Origin of the sequence: Pseudomonas sp. Irchel s3a18 (assembly GCF_900187535.1) — a bacterium.
Classification (GTDB): domain Bacteria; phylum Pseudomonadota; class Gammaproteobacteria; order Pseudomonadales; family Pseudomonadaceae; genus Aquipseudomonas.
The window spans coordinates 46,708-61,590 of sequence record NZ_FYDV01000022.1 but is presented as its reverse complement, the minus strand read 5'-3'; the positions used below and the strand labels follow the sequence as shown (position 1 = coordinate 61,590).

At 61.2% G+C, this 14,883-nt stretch carries 14 protein-coding genes; 9 read left to right on the top strand and 5 right to left on the bottom strand.

Annotated elements, in window-relative coordinates; translation table 11 throughout:
- Positions 1-431: 431 nt before the first annotated feature.
- Complete coding sequence (acs, locus tag CKW29_RS22895) at positions 432-2,387, bottom strand: acetate--CoA ligase (RefSeq protein ID WP_095146949.1); 1,956 nt, start codon at positions 2,385-2,387, stop codon at positions 432-434.
- Between the two features lie 475 nt (positions 2,388-2,862).
- On the opposite strand from acs, the gene CKW29_RS22890 reads away from it, so the two are divergent.
- Complete coding sequence (locus CKW29_RS22890; protein ID WP_095146950.1) at positions 2,863-3,126, top strand: DUF2790 domain-containing protein; 264 nt, start codon at positions 2,863-2,865, stop codon at positions 3,124-3,126.
- Positions 3,127-3,208: 82 nt separating this feature from the next.
- Here the strand turns inward: CKW29_RS22890 and CKW29_RS22885 are convergent, their stop codons facing one another.
- Both CKW29_RS22885 and CKW29_RS22880 read right to left on the bottom strand, forming a co-directional pair.
- Positions 3,209-4,594, bottom strand: a complete 1,386-nt coding sequence (locus tag CKW29_RS22885) for a sensor histidine kinase (protein WP_095146951.1) — start codon at positions 4,592-4,594, stop codon at positions 3,209-3,211.
- Positions 4,587-5,258: a response regulator gene (locus tag CKW29_RS22880; RefSeq protein ID WP_095149166.1), complete on the bottom strand. Its 672-nt coding sequence runs from the start codon at positions 5,256-5,258 to the stop codon at positions 4,587-4,589. The genes CKW29_RS22885 and CKW29_RS22880 overlap by 8 nt, the downstream gene beginning before the upstream one ends.
- A 235-nt stretch (positions 5,259-5,493) precedes the next feature.
- Here CKW29_RS22880 and CKW29_RS22875 point away from each other — a divergent pair, with 235 nt between their 5' ends.
- The 5 genes from CKW29_RS22875 (at position 5,494) to CKW29_RS22855 (ending at position 10,896) form a co-directional block, all read left to right on the top strand.
- Complete coding sequence (locus tag CKW29_RS22875; RefSeq protein ID WP_095146953.1) at positions 5,494-6,786, top strand: OprD family porin; 1,293 nt, start codon at positions 5,494-5,496, stop codon at positions 6,784-6,786.
- Between the two features lie 54 nt (positions 6,787-6,840).
- On the top strand, positions 6,841-7,830 hold the full coding sequence (locus CKW29_RS22870; RefSeq protein ID WP_095146954.1) for a tripartite tricarboxylate transporter substrate binding protein: 990 nt from the start codon (positions 6,841-6,843) through the stop codon (positions 7,828-7,830).
- Positions 7,831-7,891: 61 nt separating this feature from the next.
- A complete protein-coding gene (locus tag CKW29_RS22865) occupies positions 7,892-8,350 on the top strand; it encodes a tripartite tricarboxylate transporter TctB family protein (RefSeq protein ID WP_095146955.1) in 459 nt (152 codons plus the stop codon).
- A gap of 1 nt (position 8,351) precedes the next feature.
- Positions 8,352-9,866 (top strand): tripartite tricarboxylate transporter permease, encoded by a 1,515-nt coding sequence (locus tag CKW29_RS22860; RefSeq protein ID WP_095146956.1) that lies wholly within the window; start codon positions 8,352-8,354, stop codon positions 9,864-9,866.
- Positions 9,859-10,896 carry an AbrB family transcriptional regulator gene (locus CKW29_RS22855; protein ID WP_095146957.1) on the top strand — a complete coding sequence of 346 codons (1,038 nt, stop codon included), beginning with the start codon at positions 9,859-9,861 and terminating at the stop codon, positions 10,894-10,896. The genes CKW29_RS22860 and CKW29_RS22855 overlap by 8 nt, the downstream gene beginning before the upstream one ends.
- Positions 10,897-11,020: 124 nt before the next feature.
- Here CKW29_RS22855 and ung read toward each other — a convergent pair whose 3' ends face one another.
- Complete coding sequence (gene ung / locus CKW29_RS22850) at positions 11,021-11,716, bottom strand: uracil-DNA glycosylase (RefSeq protein WP_095146958.1); 696 nt, start codon at positions 11,714-11,716, stop codon at positions 11,021-11,023.
- A 131-nt stretch (positions 11,717-11,847) separates the two neighbouring features.
- Between ung and CKW29_RS22845 the strand changes: the two genes are divergently transcribed.
- Positions 11,848-12,960 (top strand): enoyl-CoA hydratase/isomerase family protein, encoded by a 1,113-nt coding sequence (locus tag CKW29_RS22845; protein ID WP_095146959.1) that lies wholly within the window; start codon positions 11,848-11,850, stop codon positions 12,958-12,960.
- A 53-nt stretch (positions 12,961-13,013) separates the two neighbouring features.
- On the opposite strand, the gene CKW29_RS22840 is transcribed toward CKW29_RS22845, so the two are convergent.
- Positions 13,014-13,493: a hypothetical protein gene (locus CKW29_RS22840; protein ID WP_095146960.1), complete on the bottom strand. Its 480-nt coding sequence runs from the start codon at positions 13,491-13,493 to the stop codon at positions 13,014-13,016.
- Between the two features lie 399 nt (positions 13,494-13,892).
- On the opposite strand from CKW29_RS22840, the gene CKW29_RS22835 reads away from it, so the two are divergent.
- Positions 13,893-14,111, top strand: coding sequence for a cysteine-rich CWC family protein (locus tag CKW29_RS22835; RefSeq protein WP_095146961.1), 219 nt, complete (start codon positions 13,893-13,895; stop codon positions 14,109-14,111).
- 32 nt (positions 14,112-14,143) lie between these two features.
- Positions 14,144-14,836, top strand: a complete 693-nt coding sequence (locus CKW29_RS22830; RefSeq protein WP_095146962.1) for a pseudouridine synthase — start codon at positions 14,144-14,146, stop codon at positions 14,834-14,836.
- Positions 14,837-14,883: the final 47 nt, after the last annotated feature.

Sequence of the window (14,883 nt, the reverse complement as noted above, 5' to 3'; positions counted from 1 at the left end):
CACCGAGAAAGCCGTTCGAGCACATTGACAGCCCTTGAGGTTTATGCAAGAGCAAAAGACATTGAACCGATCTATATTGCAAATAGCGGGCCTATTATTCGCAAACCCTTCTAATCCGGCAAGCTCAGCGTAATGTCTTATTTTTCACACGGCCTGCAAGGGCACTAAAACGGGGCCTGGCGTTTCCCATTACCCCGAAATCAGGCGAGCAGTGACACATTTCAACCCACGGGTAACGCTCGGAAACGCCCGACTCACAAATCGATATTTATTCGCTCAAGATCCGGGCACCTGACAAGTCCGTGCCTACACGGGCTATACACCTCCCGGCATGAGCGAGTTTGCTAGCGAACAGCTTTCGGCGCCCCACCCCATAAAAAAACCCCGCCAAGCGCAAGGCCTGGCGGGGTTCGCAGACTCGGGAACGAGCGTTACGCGACGTTCATGGTCTTGTGGGTATCGATCAGGTGCTGCACCACACCCGGGTCAGCCAGGGTGGAGATATCCCCCAGGCCTTCGTACTCGGCGGTGGCGATCTTGCGCAGGATACGGCGCATGATTTTCCCGGAGCGGGTTTTCGGCAGGCCCGGCGCCCACTGGATGACATCCGGCGAGGCAATCGGACCGATCTCCTTGCGCACCCAGTTTTTCAGTTCCAGGCGCAACGCTTCATTCGGCTCTTCACCGCCATTGAGGGTGACGTAGACGTAGATGCCCTGCCCCTTGATGTCATGCGGCACACCGACCACCGCCGCTTCGGCGACCTTCGGGTGAGCGACCATCGCACTTTCGATCTCGGCGGTGCCCATGCGGTGGCCAGAGACGTTGAGTACGTCGTCCACGCGACCGGTGATCCACCAGTAGCCATCTTCATCGCGACGAGCACCGTCGCCGGTGAAGTACATGCCGCGGAACGTCTTGAAGTAGGTATCGACGAAACGGTCGTGGTCGCCATACAGCGTACGCGCCTGGCCCGGCCACGAATCAAGAATCACCAGGTTACCCTCAGCGGCCCCTTCGATGATGTTGCCCAGGTTGTCCACCAGTGCCGGCACCACGCCGAAGAACGGCCGCGCCGCGGAACCTGGCTTGAGTGCGTGCGCCCCCGGCAGCGGGCTCATCAGGGTGGCGCCGGTTTCGGTCTGCCACCAGGTGTCGACGATCGGGCAACGGGACTGTCCGACGTTCTTGTAGTACCAATCCCAGGCTTGCGGGTTGATCGGCTCGCCCACCGAGCCCAACAGGCGCAAGCTGCTGCCGTCGGCGCCTTCGCAAGCGGCCGTGCCCGAGGCCATCATCGCGCGAATGGCGGTCGGTGCGGTGTAGAGGATGTTGACCTTGTGCTTGTCGACGATCTTCGCCACCCGGGTGATGTCCGGATAGTTCGGCACACCTTCGAACAGCAAGGTGGTCGCGCCATTGGCCAGCGGGCCGTAGACGATATAGGTGTGACCGGTGACCCAGCCGACGTCGGCGGTGCACCAGTAGATTTCACCCGGACGGTAGTCGAACACGCGCTCATGGGTCAGCGCGGCGTAGAGCAGATAGCCACCGGTGGTGTGCTGCACGCCCTTGGGCTTGCCGGTGGAGCCGGAGGTGTAGAGGATGAACAGGGCTTCTTCGGCGCCCATCTCTTTCGGCGCACACACGGTGCCCGCCACTTTCATCAGGTCTTCGAACCAGATGTCGCGATGCTGGTTCCACTTGATGTCGCCACCGGTGCGTTTGCACACGATGACTTTCTGAATGCTGCTGGTTTCCGGATTGGTCAGCGCATCGTCGACGTTGGCCTTGAGGGGGATTTTCTTGCCGGCACGCAAGCCTTCGTCCGCGGTAATGACCACTTTGGACCGGCAGTCGATGATGCGACCTGCCAGGGCTTCAGGCGAGAAACCACCGAACACCACCGAGTGAATCGCGCCGATCCGGGTACAGGCCAGCATGGCGACCACGGCTTCCGGGATCATCGGCATGTAGATGGTCACCACGTCGCCGCGATGCACATCCTGGCCGCGCAGGGCGTTGGCAAACTTGCAGACTTGCTCGTGCAGTTCACGGTAAGTGATGTTGCGACTCTCGGAAGGATCATCGCCTTCCCAGATAATCGCGACCTGATCGCCGCGCTCGGCGAGGTGACGGTCCAGGCAGTTGTAGGAAACGTTCAGGGTGCCATCGGCGAACCACTTGATGTCGACATGGTGGTCGTCGAAAGAGGTCTGCTTCACCGTGGTGAAAGGTTTGATCCAGTCGAGGCGCTTGGCTTGTTCGCGCCAGAAGCCGTCCGGGTTGACGACCGACTGCTGGTACATGGCCTTGTAGGTCGCTTCATCAGTCAGCGTATTGGCCGCAACCTCGGGACGAACGGGATACAGAGAAGCCGCACTCATCTTTCTTACCTCGGTGAAATAGTTGTTTTTGTAGACCTGGGTTGTAGCCCGAGGCGGGCTTATAGAACCATTCGACGATGGTAGTAACAACCCCCTTACAAAACACCGAGGCATGTGCAAACCCCTTGTAAACCGGGGCTGGGACGCCAGTCCCGTTTCACCGCCAGCACCCGGGCTAGCCGGCTTGCCGATGGACGCAACGACGCGCCACACGGTTTTTACCCACACACATCACCCGCGCCGCTGACGAGAAAGTTTTTCTGATTGTTACAGAATATGCCAACAGTCTTTATCAAAAGCGCACCTATATGTGCGTAACCCAGGCGCCTAAAATCCGCCCTGCCAACAAGGCAATGTGATTAACCAGGTTACAGCCCCCACGAAGGCCGTTAATCCAACACCCTGCAATCAAGTTCCACACGCAGCCCCACAAAGGCTGCGTGACCCCACTCGACCTTAGAAAGGTAAATCTGAAATGAAAGCTTTATTGGTTCTGGCCCTCGGCAGTCTGTGCGCAACCGCCATGGCAGACGAGGTCCCGACTGATGTCGCCCGCCATTCGGTCCCGGTAGAGGAATACACTTACTCCACTGACCTGGATATCGCCAAAGTTATCTCCATGAGCGAAGTTCCCAATGTCTGCGAAGTTGTACCGGCGCGCATGGAATATGAAGACTCAAACGGAAAACGGCATATCTTGCGCTATAGCGTAATGGGCAACGGTTGCTCTAACGGCTGATTCGCGAAGTGGGTTTCAAGTCTTTCGGCAGACAGACCCAGGCCGGGCTTGGTTACTTGCCCAGGTAACCGGCACACAACCGTTACCCGGCGATAAAGCTGACCCGCACCTTCAAGCCGGCCTGCGCACCGTCATGCAGGCTGATTTGCGCCAGGTGCGCCCGGCAGATTTCACCGACAATAGCCAAGCCAAGCCCCGACCCGGCGACCTGTTGATTGCGTCGGTAAAAGCGCTCGAATACCCGGCCACGGTCCTCCAGCGGAATCCCCGGTCCGTCGTCCTCGACCTCAAGTATGGCCGGGGCGCTGACGCGCAAAATCACGTTGCCGCCCGACGGGGTATGGGCCAGGGCGTTATCCACCAGGTTGCTCAGCAACTCGTTCAACAGCGTCGGCTCGCCGCGCAGCCATACTGGTTCGTCAGCCTCCAGCGCCAGCGCGACACCCCGTGCATGGGCCAGCGGCGCCATGGCCATGCCCAGCTCGCGAGCCAACTGACTCAGGTCGAGCATCTGCGCCCCACCTTCGGCAATCGCCCGTGCCCCGTTCTCGACCCGCGCCAGCGACAACAACTGATTGGCCAGGTGAGTCAGGCGATCAGTGCCTTGGGCGGCATCCTCCAGCGTGCTGCGCCAGGTGTGCGGTTCGTTTGCCCGCAGCCCCAACTCAAGGCGTGCCTTGAGTGCCGCCAAAGGTGTGCGCAGTTCGTGGGCCGCATCGGCGATGAACTGCGCCTGGCGCTCGAACTGCACACGCAGGCGTTCGGTGAAATGGTTCAGGGCACGTACCAATGGCCACAACTCGCGCTGCACTTGCACCAGCGGCAGCGGCCGAAGGTCATCGGGCTGGCGTTCCTCCACCGCCGTGCGCAAGCGCTCCAACGGGCGCAACGCGGCACTGACGGCGAACCACACCAGCAACAACGCGCCGCCCGCCAGCATCCCCAGACGCAGCAATGTGTCGGCCATCAGGCTGCGCGCCATGCTGACCCGTGCCTCATCGGTTTCCGCCACGCGGATTTCCGCCATGCCGTTCATGTTCGGCTCGGTCACCGCCTTGAGCAGGCTTACCACGCGCACGTTCTGCCCCAGGTAGGTGGCGTTATAGAAGCGTGCCAGTGCCGGGTAGTCATCGGTTCGCGGCGTACCGGGCGGCGGTCCGGGCAGGTTCTCGTAGCCGGAAATCAGCTGCTGGTGAATATCGTTCACCTGATAATAAATCCGCCCGGCGCTGTCGTAGGCAAACGTGTCCAGCGCCACATAAGGCACATCGGCACTGAGGCTGCCGTCACGCTGGGAAAGCCCGGCGGCGATAGTGCGCGCCGAGGCCAGCAAGGTTCGGTCATAAGCCGTGTCGGCCGCTTCGCGACCGTTCCAGTAAGCACTCAAGCCGCTGGCGATCATCAGCACCACCAGCAACAGCGCCAGGTTCCACAGCAACCCCCAGCGCAGGCTCCTGGGCTTATGCATCGCGGCTTTCCAACAGGTAACCCAAGCCTCTGAAGGTCACGATGACCACCAAATGGCCGTCGAGTTTTTTACGCAATCGGTGGACATAGATTTCGATGGCATCGGGGCTGGCCTCTTCATCCAGCCCGAACACCTGGGCGGCCAGTTGCTCCTTACTCATCACCCGGCCGGGACGGGCAATCAAAGCCTCGAGCACAGCCTGCTCGCGCGAGGTCAGGGTCAGCAACTCATTGCCCAGGGTGAATCGCCGCGTGTCCAGGTCATACACCAGTACGCCGCAACGTTGCTGGCGTTCGCCCCCCAGGACGCTGCGGCGCAACAGCGCCTTGACTCGCGCTTCCAGCTCGGTCAGCTCGAACGGTTTGGCCAGGTAATCGTCGGCCCCCAGGTTGAGCCCGTGGACCCGATCCTTGACGTCGCTGCGAGCAGTCAGCATCAGCACCGGCAGGTTCTTGCCCCGGCTGCGCAACCGCGCCAGCACTTCAAAACCGTCCATGCGCGGCAGGCCGACATCGAGGATCGCCACCGCATAGTCTTCGCTGCTCAAGGCCAGGTCCGCAGCCACCCCGTCGTGCAGCACATCCACCGTCAACCCCGTGCTCTTGAGCGCCTGGGCGACACTTTCGGCCAACTGCAGATGGTCTTCGACGAGAAGAACACGCATGAATCCTTACCTCATTCAGGGGATGGTCGACACCACTCTTTGGCGCGGAGTTTACAGCCGCATCCGCCGCTGTGAAGCCCGAAAACCGTGAAAGTCTTCTGAAAGGTTAGCGAAAGGTTCGCCCGTTAGAGTCCAACCACGGACAGTTTCGACTGCCGTATTTTTGAGAGTAGTGAACGAAAAACGCCTCGATGCGTTTTCGCCCCAATAAGAACAATAAATGGAGTGTTTCACGATGCTGTCTACACAGCCTCAGGCTTCTACGCCTGCTCGCTTCTCCCGCCTTGGTACCACCGCCCTGGCCAGTGCCGCCGCCGTCGCCGGCTTTTCGCCTGTCAGCCAGGCTGCCTTCTTCGAAGACAGCAGCGCGACCCTGGAAACCCGCAACATGTACTTCAACCGCGACTTTCGCAGCGGAACCAGCGCCCAGCAATCCAAACGTGACGAGTGGGCCCAGGGCTTCATGCTCAATCTCGAGTCGGGCTACACCGATGGCGCCGTGGGGTTTGGTGTCGATGCGCTGGGCATGCTCGGGATCAAGCTCGATTCCAGCCCCGACCGCACCGGTACCGGTTTGCTGCCGGTCCACGATGACGGGCGTGCCGCTGACGAGTACTCGAAACTCGGCCTGACCGGCAAAATGAAAATCTCCGCCACCGAACTGAAGATCGGCAGCCTGATTCCGGAACTGCCGATCCTCAAGGCCAACGACGGGCGCATCCTGCCGCAGACCTTCGAAGGCGGCATGCTCAGTTCCAAGGAGTTCAAGCGCCTGACCTTCACCGGCGGGCGTCTGGAAAAAGCCAAGGACCGCGACAGCACCGACTTCGAGGACATTGCCCTCAACAACAAGAACAGCCGCTTCGCCGGCACCGTACCGGGCACGCATTTCGACTTCGGTGGCGTTGACTACAAGCTCACCGACAAGATCACCGGCAGCTACCACTTCGCGCAACTGGGCGAAGTCTACAACCAGCACTTCCTCGGCCTGGTCGCCTCACAAGCGTTCGGACCGGGCACGTTCGGCACCGACCTGCGGCTGGCCATCAGCGATGACTCGGGACAGGCACGCGGCGGTGAAATCGACAACAACTCCCTCAACGGCCTGGTGAGTTATGCCTTGAGCGGGCATAAAATCAGCGCCGGCTACCAGTACATGTCTGGCGACAGCGCGTTCCCCTACGTCGACGGTTCCGACCCCTACCTGGTCAACTTCGTACAGATCAACGACTTTGCCGGTGCCGAAGAACGCTCCTGGCAAGCCCGTTACGACTACGACTTCGCCAGCCTGGGGGTTCCCGGCCTGAGCTTCATGAGCCGCTACATCAGCGGTGACAACATCAAGCTCAACAACGGTGACACCGGCCAGGAATGGGAACGCAACACCGAGATCAAGTACGTGGTGCAAAGTGGCGCCCTGAAGGACGTTGCCGTGCGCCTGCGCAATGCCACCTATCGCTCGAACTACTCCGCCCGCGACGCTGATGAAGTACGGGTGCTGGTGAGCTATAGCGTTGCCCTTTGGTAATGGATTCAACCCACAACAGCTCCAACACAACAACAACTCCTGTGGAGACAATCGATGAACTTCTCACTGCGTAACGTTGCACTCACCGCCAGTTGCCTGCTGTTCGCCGGCCCGCTGCTCGCCACCGAATCGGGCGAACCCAAGCGTCCCGAATGCATCGCCCCGGCGTCTCCGGGCGGTGGTTTTGACCTGACGTGCAAACTGGCGCAAAGCGCGCTGGTGAACGAGAAACTGCTGACCAAGCCGATGCGCGTGACCTACATGCCCGGCGGTGTCGGCGCAGTGGCCTACAACGCGGTGGTCGCCCAGCGTCCGGCCGACGCCGGTACTCTGGTGGCCTGGTCCAGCGGTTCGTTGCTGAACCTGGCTCAAGGCAAGTTCGGCCGTTTCGATGAAAGCGCCGTGCGCTGGTTGGCAGCGGTGGGTACCAGCTACGGGGCCATCGCGGTGAAAAGCGACTCGCCTTACAAAACCCTCGACGATCTGGTTCAGGCCCTGAAGAAAGATCCGAGCAAAGTGGTGATCGGCTCCGGCGGCACCGTCGGCAGCCAGGACTGGATGCAAACCGCCTTGATCGCCAAGGCCGCCGGGATCAACCCGCGTGACCTGCGCTACGTGGCACTCGAAGGCGGCGGCGAAATCGCCACCGCCCTGCTCGGTGGCCACATCCAGGTCGGCAGTACCGACATCTCCGACTCCATGCCACACATCCAGAGCGGTGACATGCGCCTGCTGGCCGTGTTTGCCAACGAGCGTCTCGACGAGCCGGAAATGAAGGACATCCCGACCGCCAAGGAGCAAGGCTACGACATCGTCTGGCCGGTGGTTCGCGGCTTCTACCTGGGGCCAAAAGTCAGCGATGCCGAATACGCCTGGTGGAAAGACGCCTTCGACAAACTGCTGGCCTCCGAAGACTTCGCCAAGCTGCGTGACCAGCGTGAACTGTTCCCGTTCGCCATGACCGGGCCGGAGTTGGACACCTATGTGAAGAAACAGGTCGCCGACTACAAGATGCTGGCCAAAGAGTTCGGCCTGATTCAGTAATCGCCTCTCTGTCTCGTGGCCATGCCCTTGCGCTATCCGGGGTGTGGCCCAGGAGTTTGTCATGCTCTTACAACGTATTTTTGCCTCCACGCTGTTGGTGGCCTGCATCGGCCTGGCCATGATGGCCTGGCCGTACCAGGCAGCGTTCTCCTATGAACCCGTCGGCCCAAGAGCCTTCCCATTATTGTTGCTGGCCCTGATGGGCATCGCCCTGCTGTACATGGCGTTTCGCCCGACCCCGATCATCCACAGCGAAGACGAACCGCCGCTGGATCGCGAAACCCTGACCAAGATCGGCATCTGCATCGCCCTGCTGGTGGTGTTCGCCGGCACCTTCGAACCCTTGGGATTCATTGTGTCCAGCATCCTGATCGGCGTACCGATGGCCCGTCTCTATGGCGGCCGCTGGCTACCGAGCCTGGTAATCATCGGTTTGATGAGCCTTGGCCTGTACCTGCTGTTCGACCGCGTGATGGACGTACCTCTGCCATTGGGCCTGCTCGACGTTCTGGAGAACTGATATGGATACCCTTAGCTACCTTGGCCAGGGCTTCGGCGTCGCACTGACGCCGTACAACCTGGTCACCGCATTGAGCGGCACCCTGATCGGCACCGTAGTCGGCCTGTTGCCAGGCCTGGGTCCGATCAACGGCGTGGCGCTGTTGATTCCGATCGCCTTTGCCCTCGGCCTGCCACCGGAATCGGCCCTGATCCTGTTGGCCGCGGTGTACCTGGGCTGTGAGTACGGCGGGCGGATAAGTTCGATCCTGCTGAACATTCCGGGTGAAGCCTCCACCGTCATGACTACCCTCGACGGCTACCCCATGGCCCGCAAAGGTATGGCCGGGGTGGCGCTGTCATTGTCGGCATGGAGTTCGTTCATCGGCGCTTTCATCGCCATCTGCGGCATGGTGCTGTTCGCCCCGCTGCTGGCAAAATGGGCGATTGCCTTCGGACCCGCGGAGTACTTCGTACTGATGGTATTCGCGATTGTCTGCCTGGGCGGCATGGCTGGTGATCGACCGCTGAAAACCTTCATCTCTGCCCTGATCGGTTTGTTCCTGGCCTGTGTCGGCATCGATGCCAACAGCGGTGTCTATCGTTTCACCGGTGACAACATTCACCTCACCGACGGTATTCAGTTCGTGGTGCTGGTGCTGGGCCTGTTCTCCATCAGCGAAATCCTGTTGCTGCTGGAAAAGACCCACCATGGCCAGGAAGCCGTGAAGGCCACCGGCCGGATGATGTTCAACGCCAAGGAAGCGGCCTCGGTGTTCGTGGTCAACCTTCGTTGCGGTGTGCTGGGTTTCATCATGGGCGTACTGCCGGGTGCCGGCGCAACGCTGGCCAGTGCCGTGGCCTATATGACCGAGAAACGCATTGCCGGTGCCGACGGCAAGTTCGGCCAGGGCGACAAGCGTGGTCTGGCCGCCCCGGAAACGGCCATCGGTGCCGCGGCCTGTGGTGCGATGGTGCCGATGCTGACGCTCGGTGTACCAGGGTCGGGCACCACGGCCGTGATGATCGGTGCGCTGTCGCTGTACAACATCACCCCGGGCCCGTTGTTGTTCCAGCAGCAACCCGACATCGTCTGGGGCCTGATCGCCTCGTTGTTTGTCGCCAACTTCATGCTGGTGATCCTCAACATCCCGATGATCCGTATCTTCACCCGTATCCTGGCCGTGCCGAACTGGGCGCTGGTGCCGGTGATCGCGATCATCACTGCGATCGGCGTCTATGCCGTACACGCCACCACCTTCGACCTGTTCCTGATGATCGGTATCGGCATCTTCGGTTACATCCTGCGCAAGCTCGACTTCCCGTTGTCGCCGATCCTGCTGGGCTTCATCCTCGGCGGCTTGATGGAACAGAACCTGCGTCGTGCGCTGTCGATTTCCAACGGTGCGCTGGAGATCCTCTGGTCGAGCCCGATTACCTTCGGGTGCTGGATCCTGACCGCGATCATGTTGCTGGTGCCGCTGCTGCGCATCTGGCGTAAACGTTCGGTGGCAAGGCGCGCCATCGCCGATGTCTGACCGGTCTTTCAACACCTGGTGGGGAACCCCGCTGGTCGGTCTGCTGGGCGGTTACCTCGCCAGCCAGATCGGCTGGCCACTGCCCTGGATGGTCGGCTCGTTACTGGCGGTCATCCTGGTGCGCTGCCTGACCCCCTGGCAATTGACGGAGATCCCTGGCGGGCGCAAATGCGGCCAGTGGATCGTCGGCATCGGCATTGGCCTGCACTTCACCCCGGTGGTGATGGAGCAGGTCATGAGCCACTTTGGCCTGATCTTTTTTGGCGCCCTGGTCACCAGCCTGTCGGCAGTGGTCGGGGTCTGGTTGCTGCGGCGTACCGGTGAAGATCGCGCCACCGCGTTCTTCTCCAGCATGCCGGGCGGTTCCGGTGAAATGGTCAATCTCGGCGCGCGCAACGGCGCCGTGCTCAGTCGCGTGGCGGCAGGGCAAAGTCTTCGCGTGCTGGTGGTGGTGCTCTGCGTACCCGCCGCCTTCAAGTACTTGCTGGGCGAAGGGGTGCCGTTAACGCACCCGGCCACCGTCGACTGGCGCTGGCTGGCGATCTTGTTCCCGGCGGGCGCCCTGCTCGCCTGGGTCTGGCAGCGCTTGCGCCAGCCCAACCCGTGGCTGTTCGGCCCGTTGCTGGTGAGTGCGGTGGTCAGCATCAGCGGGAACTTGCACATCGGCCTGCCCGAGGGCGGTAGCCAGATCGGCCAATGGTTGATTGGCAGCGGCCTGGGCTGTCACTTCAACCGGCAGTTCTTTCGCCGCGCGCCGTCATTCATGGGTCGAACCCTGATCGGCACGGCACTGACCATGTTGATCGCGACATTGGCAGCGTTGGGCCTGAGCGCCCTGACGCAGCTGGACCTGCGCTCGCTGACCCTGGGCATGATGCCCGGTGGCATCGCGGAAATGAGCCTGACCGCCGAAACCTTGCAACTGTCGGTGCCATTGGTGACGGCGATGCAGGTGATGCGGCTGTTGTTCGTGCTGTTTCTGGCGGAACCATTGTTCAGGCATTGGGACCGGCAGCCGAATTCGGCCTGATTTGATCGTTCCCACGCTCCCGCGTGGGAATGCAGCCCGTGACGCTCCGCGTCACATTCCGAAGCGGACGCAGAGCGTCCATTGAGGCGTTACCACGTAGAGCGTGGGAACGATCACTAGACCGTTATACGACCGGCGGCAACCGCCACTCGATCGGTGTTTCACCATTCTGCTCAAGAAACTTGTTGGCGCGGCTGAAGTGCCCGCAACCGAGAAAGCCGCGATAGGCGGACAGCGGTGACGGGTGCACCGAGGTCAGGACCAGGTGCTTGGTGGCGTCGATCAGTTTCTGTTTGCTCTGGGCATGCGCGCCCCACAGCAAAAACACCAGATGCGGTTGATGCTCGCTGGCCAGTTCGATGATCCGGTCGGTGAAATGCTGCCAGCCCTTGCCCGCATGGGCGTTGGCAGTGGCGCGCTCCACGGTCATGGTGGTATTGAGCATCAGCACCCCCTGGTCGGCCCAGCTTTGCAGGCAACCGTGGCTTGGGATGTCGATGTTCAGGTCGCGCTTGAGCTCTTTATAGATGTTCAACAGCGAAGGCGGTGTCGGGATGCCTGGCTGCACCGAGAAGCACAGGCCATGGGCCTGGCCCGGGCCGTGATACGGGTCTTGTCCCAGGATGACCACTTTGACCTTGTCCAGCGGCGTGGAGTTGAGGGCATTGAAGATCATCGGCCCTGGCGGATAGATCTCTTTGCCGGCAGCGTTTTCCTGCCGCAGAAACTCGCGCAACTCTGCCATGTAGGGCTGGTCGAACTCGGCACGCAGCGCGTCCTTCCAGCCCGGTTCGAGTTTGATACGGTCGTCAGCAGTCATGGTTACATCCACAGTTTCAATCGGGCGAACCCTAGGAAAACCAACCGCGCTTGTCAATTGATCTGACACGGATCCAGCACTTTCCCACGCAACGATCATACTGAATCTTCAAATCAGTCATCGAGGTCAAAATGAACCTGCACTTCGAAGAACTCACCGGCACGGACGGCGCGCGCATCGGCATTGCCAGCCTGGATGCCGAACACACCCTCAATGCCCTCTCGTTGCCGATGATCAGGGCCTTGAGCGACCAACTGGATGCCTGGGCAAAAGAACCGCAGATCGTTTGCGTGCTGCTGCGCGGCAACGGGGCCAAGGCGTTTTGCGCCGGAGGGGAAGTGCGCGGCCTGGTGGAGGCCTGTCGCGCCCACCCTGGCGAGGTGCCGCCGCTGGCCGCACAATTCTTCGCGGCGGAGTACCGACTGGACTTTCACCTGCACACCTATCCGAAACCGCTGATCTGCTGGGGCCATGGCTACGTGCTCGGCGGCGGCCTGGGCTTGCTGCAAGGTGCCAGCATCCGCATCGTCACCCCCAGCAGCCGCCTGGCCATGCCCGAGATCAGTATCGGCCTGTATCCGGACGTCGGCGCCAGTTGGTTCCTGTCGCGCCTGCCCGGCAAGCTCGGGCTGTTTCTCGGCCTGACCGGCGCTCACATCAACGGCCGCGATGCCATTGACCTGGACCTGGCCGACCGCTTCCTGCTGGACGAACAACAGGAAGCGCTGATCGAAGGCCTGCTGCAGCTCAACTGGCAGGAGCAGACGCCGATGCAGCTCAACAGCCTGCTCAAGGCCTTGCAGCGAGAAGCGCTCGGGCGCATGCCCGAAGCGCAATGGCTGCCGCGACGCCAGCAGATCGATGAGTGGCTCGACGTCAGCGACGTCCGCTGCGCCTGGCGGGCGATCAGCCTGTTGCGCGATCACTGCGACGTGCTGCTGGCCCGTGCGGCGAAGCAGCTGCACGAAGGCTGCCCGCTGACCGCTCATCTGGTCTGGGAGCAAATTCGCCGCGCCCGGCACTTGTCATTGGCCGAAGTCTTTCAGATGGAATACACCCTGAGCCTCAATTGCTGCCGGCACCCGGAATTCAGCGAGGGCGTTCGAGCACGGCTGATTGACAAGGACCAGAAGCCGCACTGGCATTGGCCGGACATCAACGCGATACCCGATGCCGTGATCGCGGCGCATTTCCACAAGGTGTGGGAAGGTCGACATCCGCTGGCGGATCTGTCGGATGTTTGAAGTACCCGGGATAGACAAGCAGCGCTGAATGCGCCGCTTGTTCGTTGCAAGGCTCAGCGGTTGCGCCCGCCTCTGTCACCACGACCATCATGGTCGCCATGCCTGCCGTGTTCACGCCCGCCCTGCCCGCCATCGTTATCCCATTGGCGATGACGCGGGCTGCCGTACTGGTTGCTCCATCCCTGTTGGTGATGGTCGTCCCAGCCACGGTTCGGGTAAGACCGATAAACCGCTCGCGGCGCCTGGTAATAGCGAGGCGATGACTGATAGTAACGGGGAGCCGCCTGGTAGTAACGAGGGGCGGCCTGGTAGTAGCGCACTGACGGGTAGTACCGCGTGGATGGGGAGTAATAGCTGCGTGGATAGGTGTAATAACTACGCGGATAAGCGTAATTCGGTCCACCCGCATAGTAAGCCGGTACCGGCGAAGAATAGACCTCTGAGCTGTAGTAGCTGGAACCTCCATCGTAGTAAGGGACGCACGCAACAAGACTCAAACTCATCGAAGCAATCAGAAGCAGTCGGCGATACATGGCGGCCTCCTGGACCGCGAAAACGCCCTGCCAGCGACGCTGGCCGGCGACAGTCAATTGAGTTGACTGACGCAATATCAGACATCGAAATCGGAATCTGGTGCGCCGCCGCAATACGCTGATACATGTCATCCGTCGACTCATTCGCCCCATCCCGGCGCAGCCTGCTGGCACATCGAGCCCGCACAACACTGGCAATCAACAGCGGCGGCGATTGGGCGCAAATACCCGCGTTTCCTTTCCACAGTGACGCTAGAATGCGCTGACTGAATCCCTGCCAAGCGAACAGTCGAGCCGCTACACTCTACAACCCGATGACACCCAAACCCCCATCATGGGATGTACCGGGCCAAGCACCCCGTACCCACTCGAACCGGCCCACAGATACCCACTCCATTGATGAATAAACCTGACTTTTGCCCGGCCTGTGGCGCCCGCAACGACTGTAGCCTGGCTGACCCACGAACCGCCGACCGGGCCTGCTGGTGCTACGGCGTGACGATCGACCCGGCAGTGCTGCTGGCCCTACCCGCCGGACTGCGCGACCAATCGTGCCTGTGCCCGCGCTGTGCCCGGGTCGAGGCGCAGTTGCAGGCAGCCAGCGCGTCTATCGAGTAAGATGCGCGCCCTTTTCCGATCTGCCGACCGTCATGCGCGTTGACCGTTTTCTCAGCAACCTGCCCCGCTTCAACCGTAAACAGGTGCGCCTGCTACTGGTGGAACGACGGATCAAGGTCGACGGGCAGGTGGTCAGCGACCCGCATTTCGAAGTGCGCGAGTTCAGCTGCGTCGAGTGCGACGGCGAGGTGCTGCAAGTCGGCAAACCACCGCGCTACTTCATGCTGCACAAACCCCAGGGCTGCGTCAGCGCCACCCGCGACCCCGAGCACCCGACCGTCCTCGACCTGATCCATGAACCCGACAAGGACGACCTGCACATCGCCGGACGCCTGGACTTCAACACCACCGGGCTGATGCTGATCACCAACGATGGCAGTTGGTCACGACGCCTGACCCAGCCGCAGACCAAACTGCCGAAGCTCTACTACGTCGAAACCGAGCAACCGATCACCCCCGACTATGCACAGACCTTCGCCCAAGGCCTGTACTTTGCCTACGAAGACCTGACCACCCAGCCCGCCGAGTTGGTGGTGCTGGCGTCCCGCTGCGCGCGATTGAGCATCGTTGAAGGCCGTTATCATCAGGTGAAACGGATGTTTGGCCACTTCGACAACAAGGTGTTGCGCTTGCATCGTGAGCAGATGGGCCCGTTGGTCTTGGACAGCCGGTTAAAACCGGGCGAATACCGCCCACTGACGGCCGCCGAAATCGCCTTGATCTGATCACGGGACCGCCGGGCAAAATTTGTCGAACAATTCACAAACGGCAC

Bases quoted from the DNA above. Each gene is read 5' to 3' on its own strand.
- acs (WP_095146949.1), bottom strand. From the start codon at position 2,387: ATGAGTGCGGCTTCTCTGTATCCCGTTCGTCCCGAGGTTGCGGCCAAT.
- CKW29_RS22890 (WP_095146950.1), top strand. From the start codon at position 2,863: ATGAAAGCTTTATTGGTTCTGGCCCTCGGCAGTCTGTGCGCAACCGCC.
- CKW29_RS22885 (WP_095146951.1), bottom strand. From the start codon at position 4,594: ATGCATAAGCCCAGGAGCCTGCGCTGGGGGTTGCTGTGGAACCTGGCG.
- CKW29_RS22880 (WP_095149166.1), bottom strand. From the start codon at position 5,258: ATGCGTGTTCTTCTCGTCGAAGACCATCTGCAGTTGGCCGAAAGTGTC.
- CKW29_RS22875 (WP_095146953.1), top strand. From the start codon at position 5,494: ATGCTGTCTACACAGCCTCAGGCTTCTACGCCTGCTCGCTTCTCCCGC.
- CKW29_RS22870 (WP_095146954.1), top strand. From the start codon at position 6,841: ATGAACTTCTCACTGCGTAACGTTGCACTCACCGCCAGTTGCCTGCTG.
- CKW29_RS22865 (WP_095146955.1), top strand. From the start codon at position 7,892: ATGCTCTTACAACGTATTTTTGCCTCCACGCTGTTGGTGGCCTGCATC.
- CKW29_RS22860 (WP_095146956.1), top strand. From the start codon at position 8,352: ATGGATACCCTTAGCTACCTTGGCCAGGGCTTCGGCGTCGCACTGACG.
- CKW29_RS22855 (WP_095146957.1), top strand. From the start codon at position 9,859: ATGTCTGACCGGTCTTTCAACACCTGGTGGGGAACCCCGCTGGTCGGT.
- ung (WP_095146958.1), bottom strand. From the start codon at position 11,716: ATGACTGCTGACGACCGTATCAAACTCGAACCGGGCTGGAAGGACGCG.
- CKW29_RS22845 (WP_095146959.1), top strand. From the start codon at position 11,848: ATGAACCTGCACTTCGAAGAACTCACCGGCACGGACGGCGCGCGCATC.
- CKW29_RS22840 (WP_095146960.1), bottom strand. From the start codon at position 13,493: ATGTATCGCCGACTGCTTCTGATTGCTTCGATGAGTTTGAGTCTTGTT.
- CKW29_RS22835 (WP_095146961.1), top strand. From the start codon at position 13,893: ATGAATAAACCTGACTTTTGCCCGGCCTGTGGCGCCCGCAACGACTGT.
- CKW29_RS22830 (WP_095146962.1), top strand. From the start codon at position 14,144: ATGCGCGTTGACCGTTTTCTCAGCAACCTGCCCCGCTTCAACCGTAAA.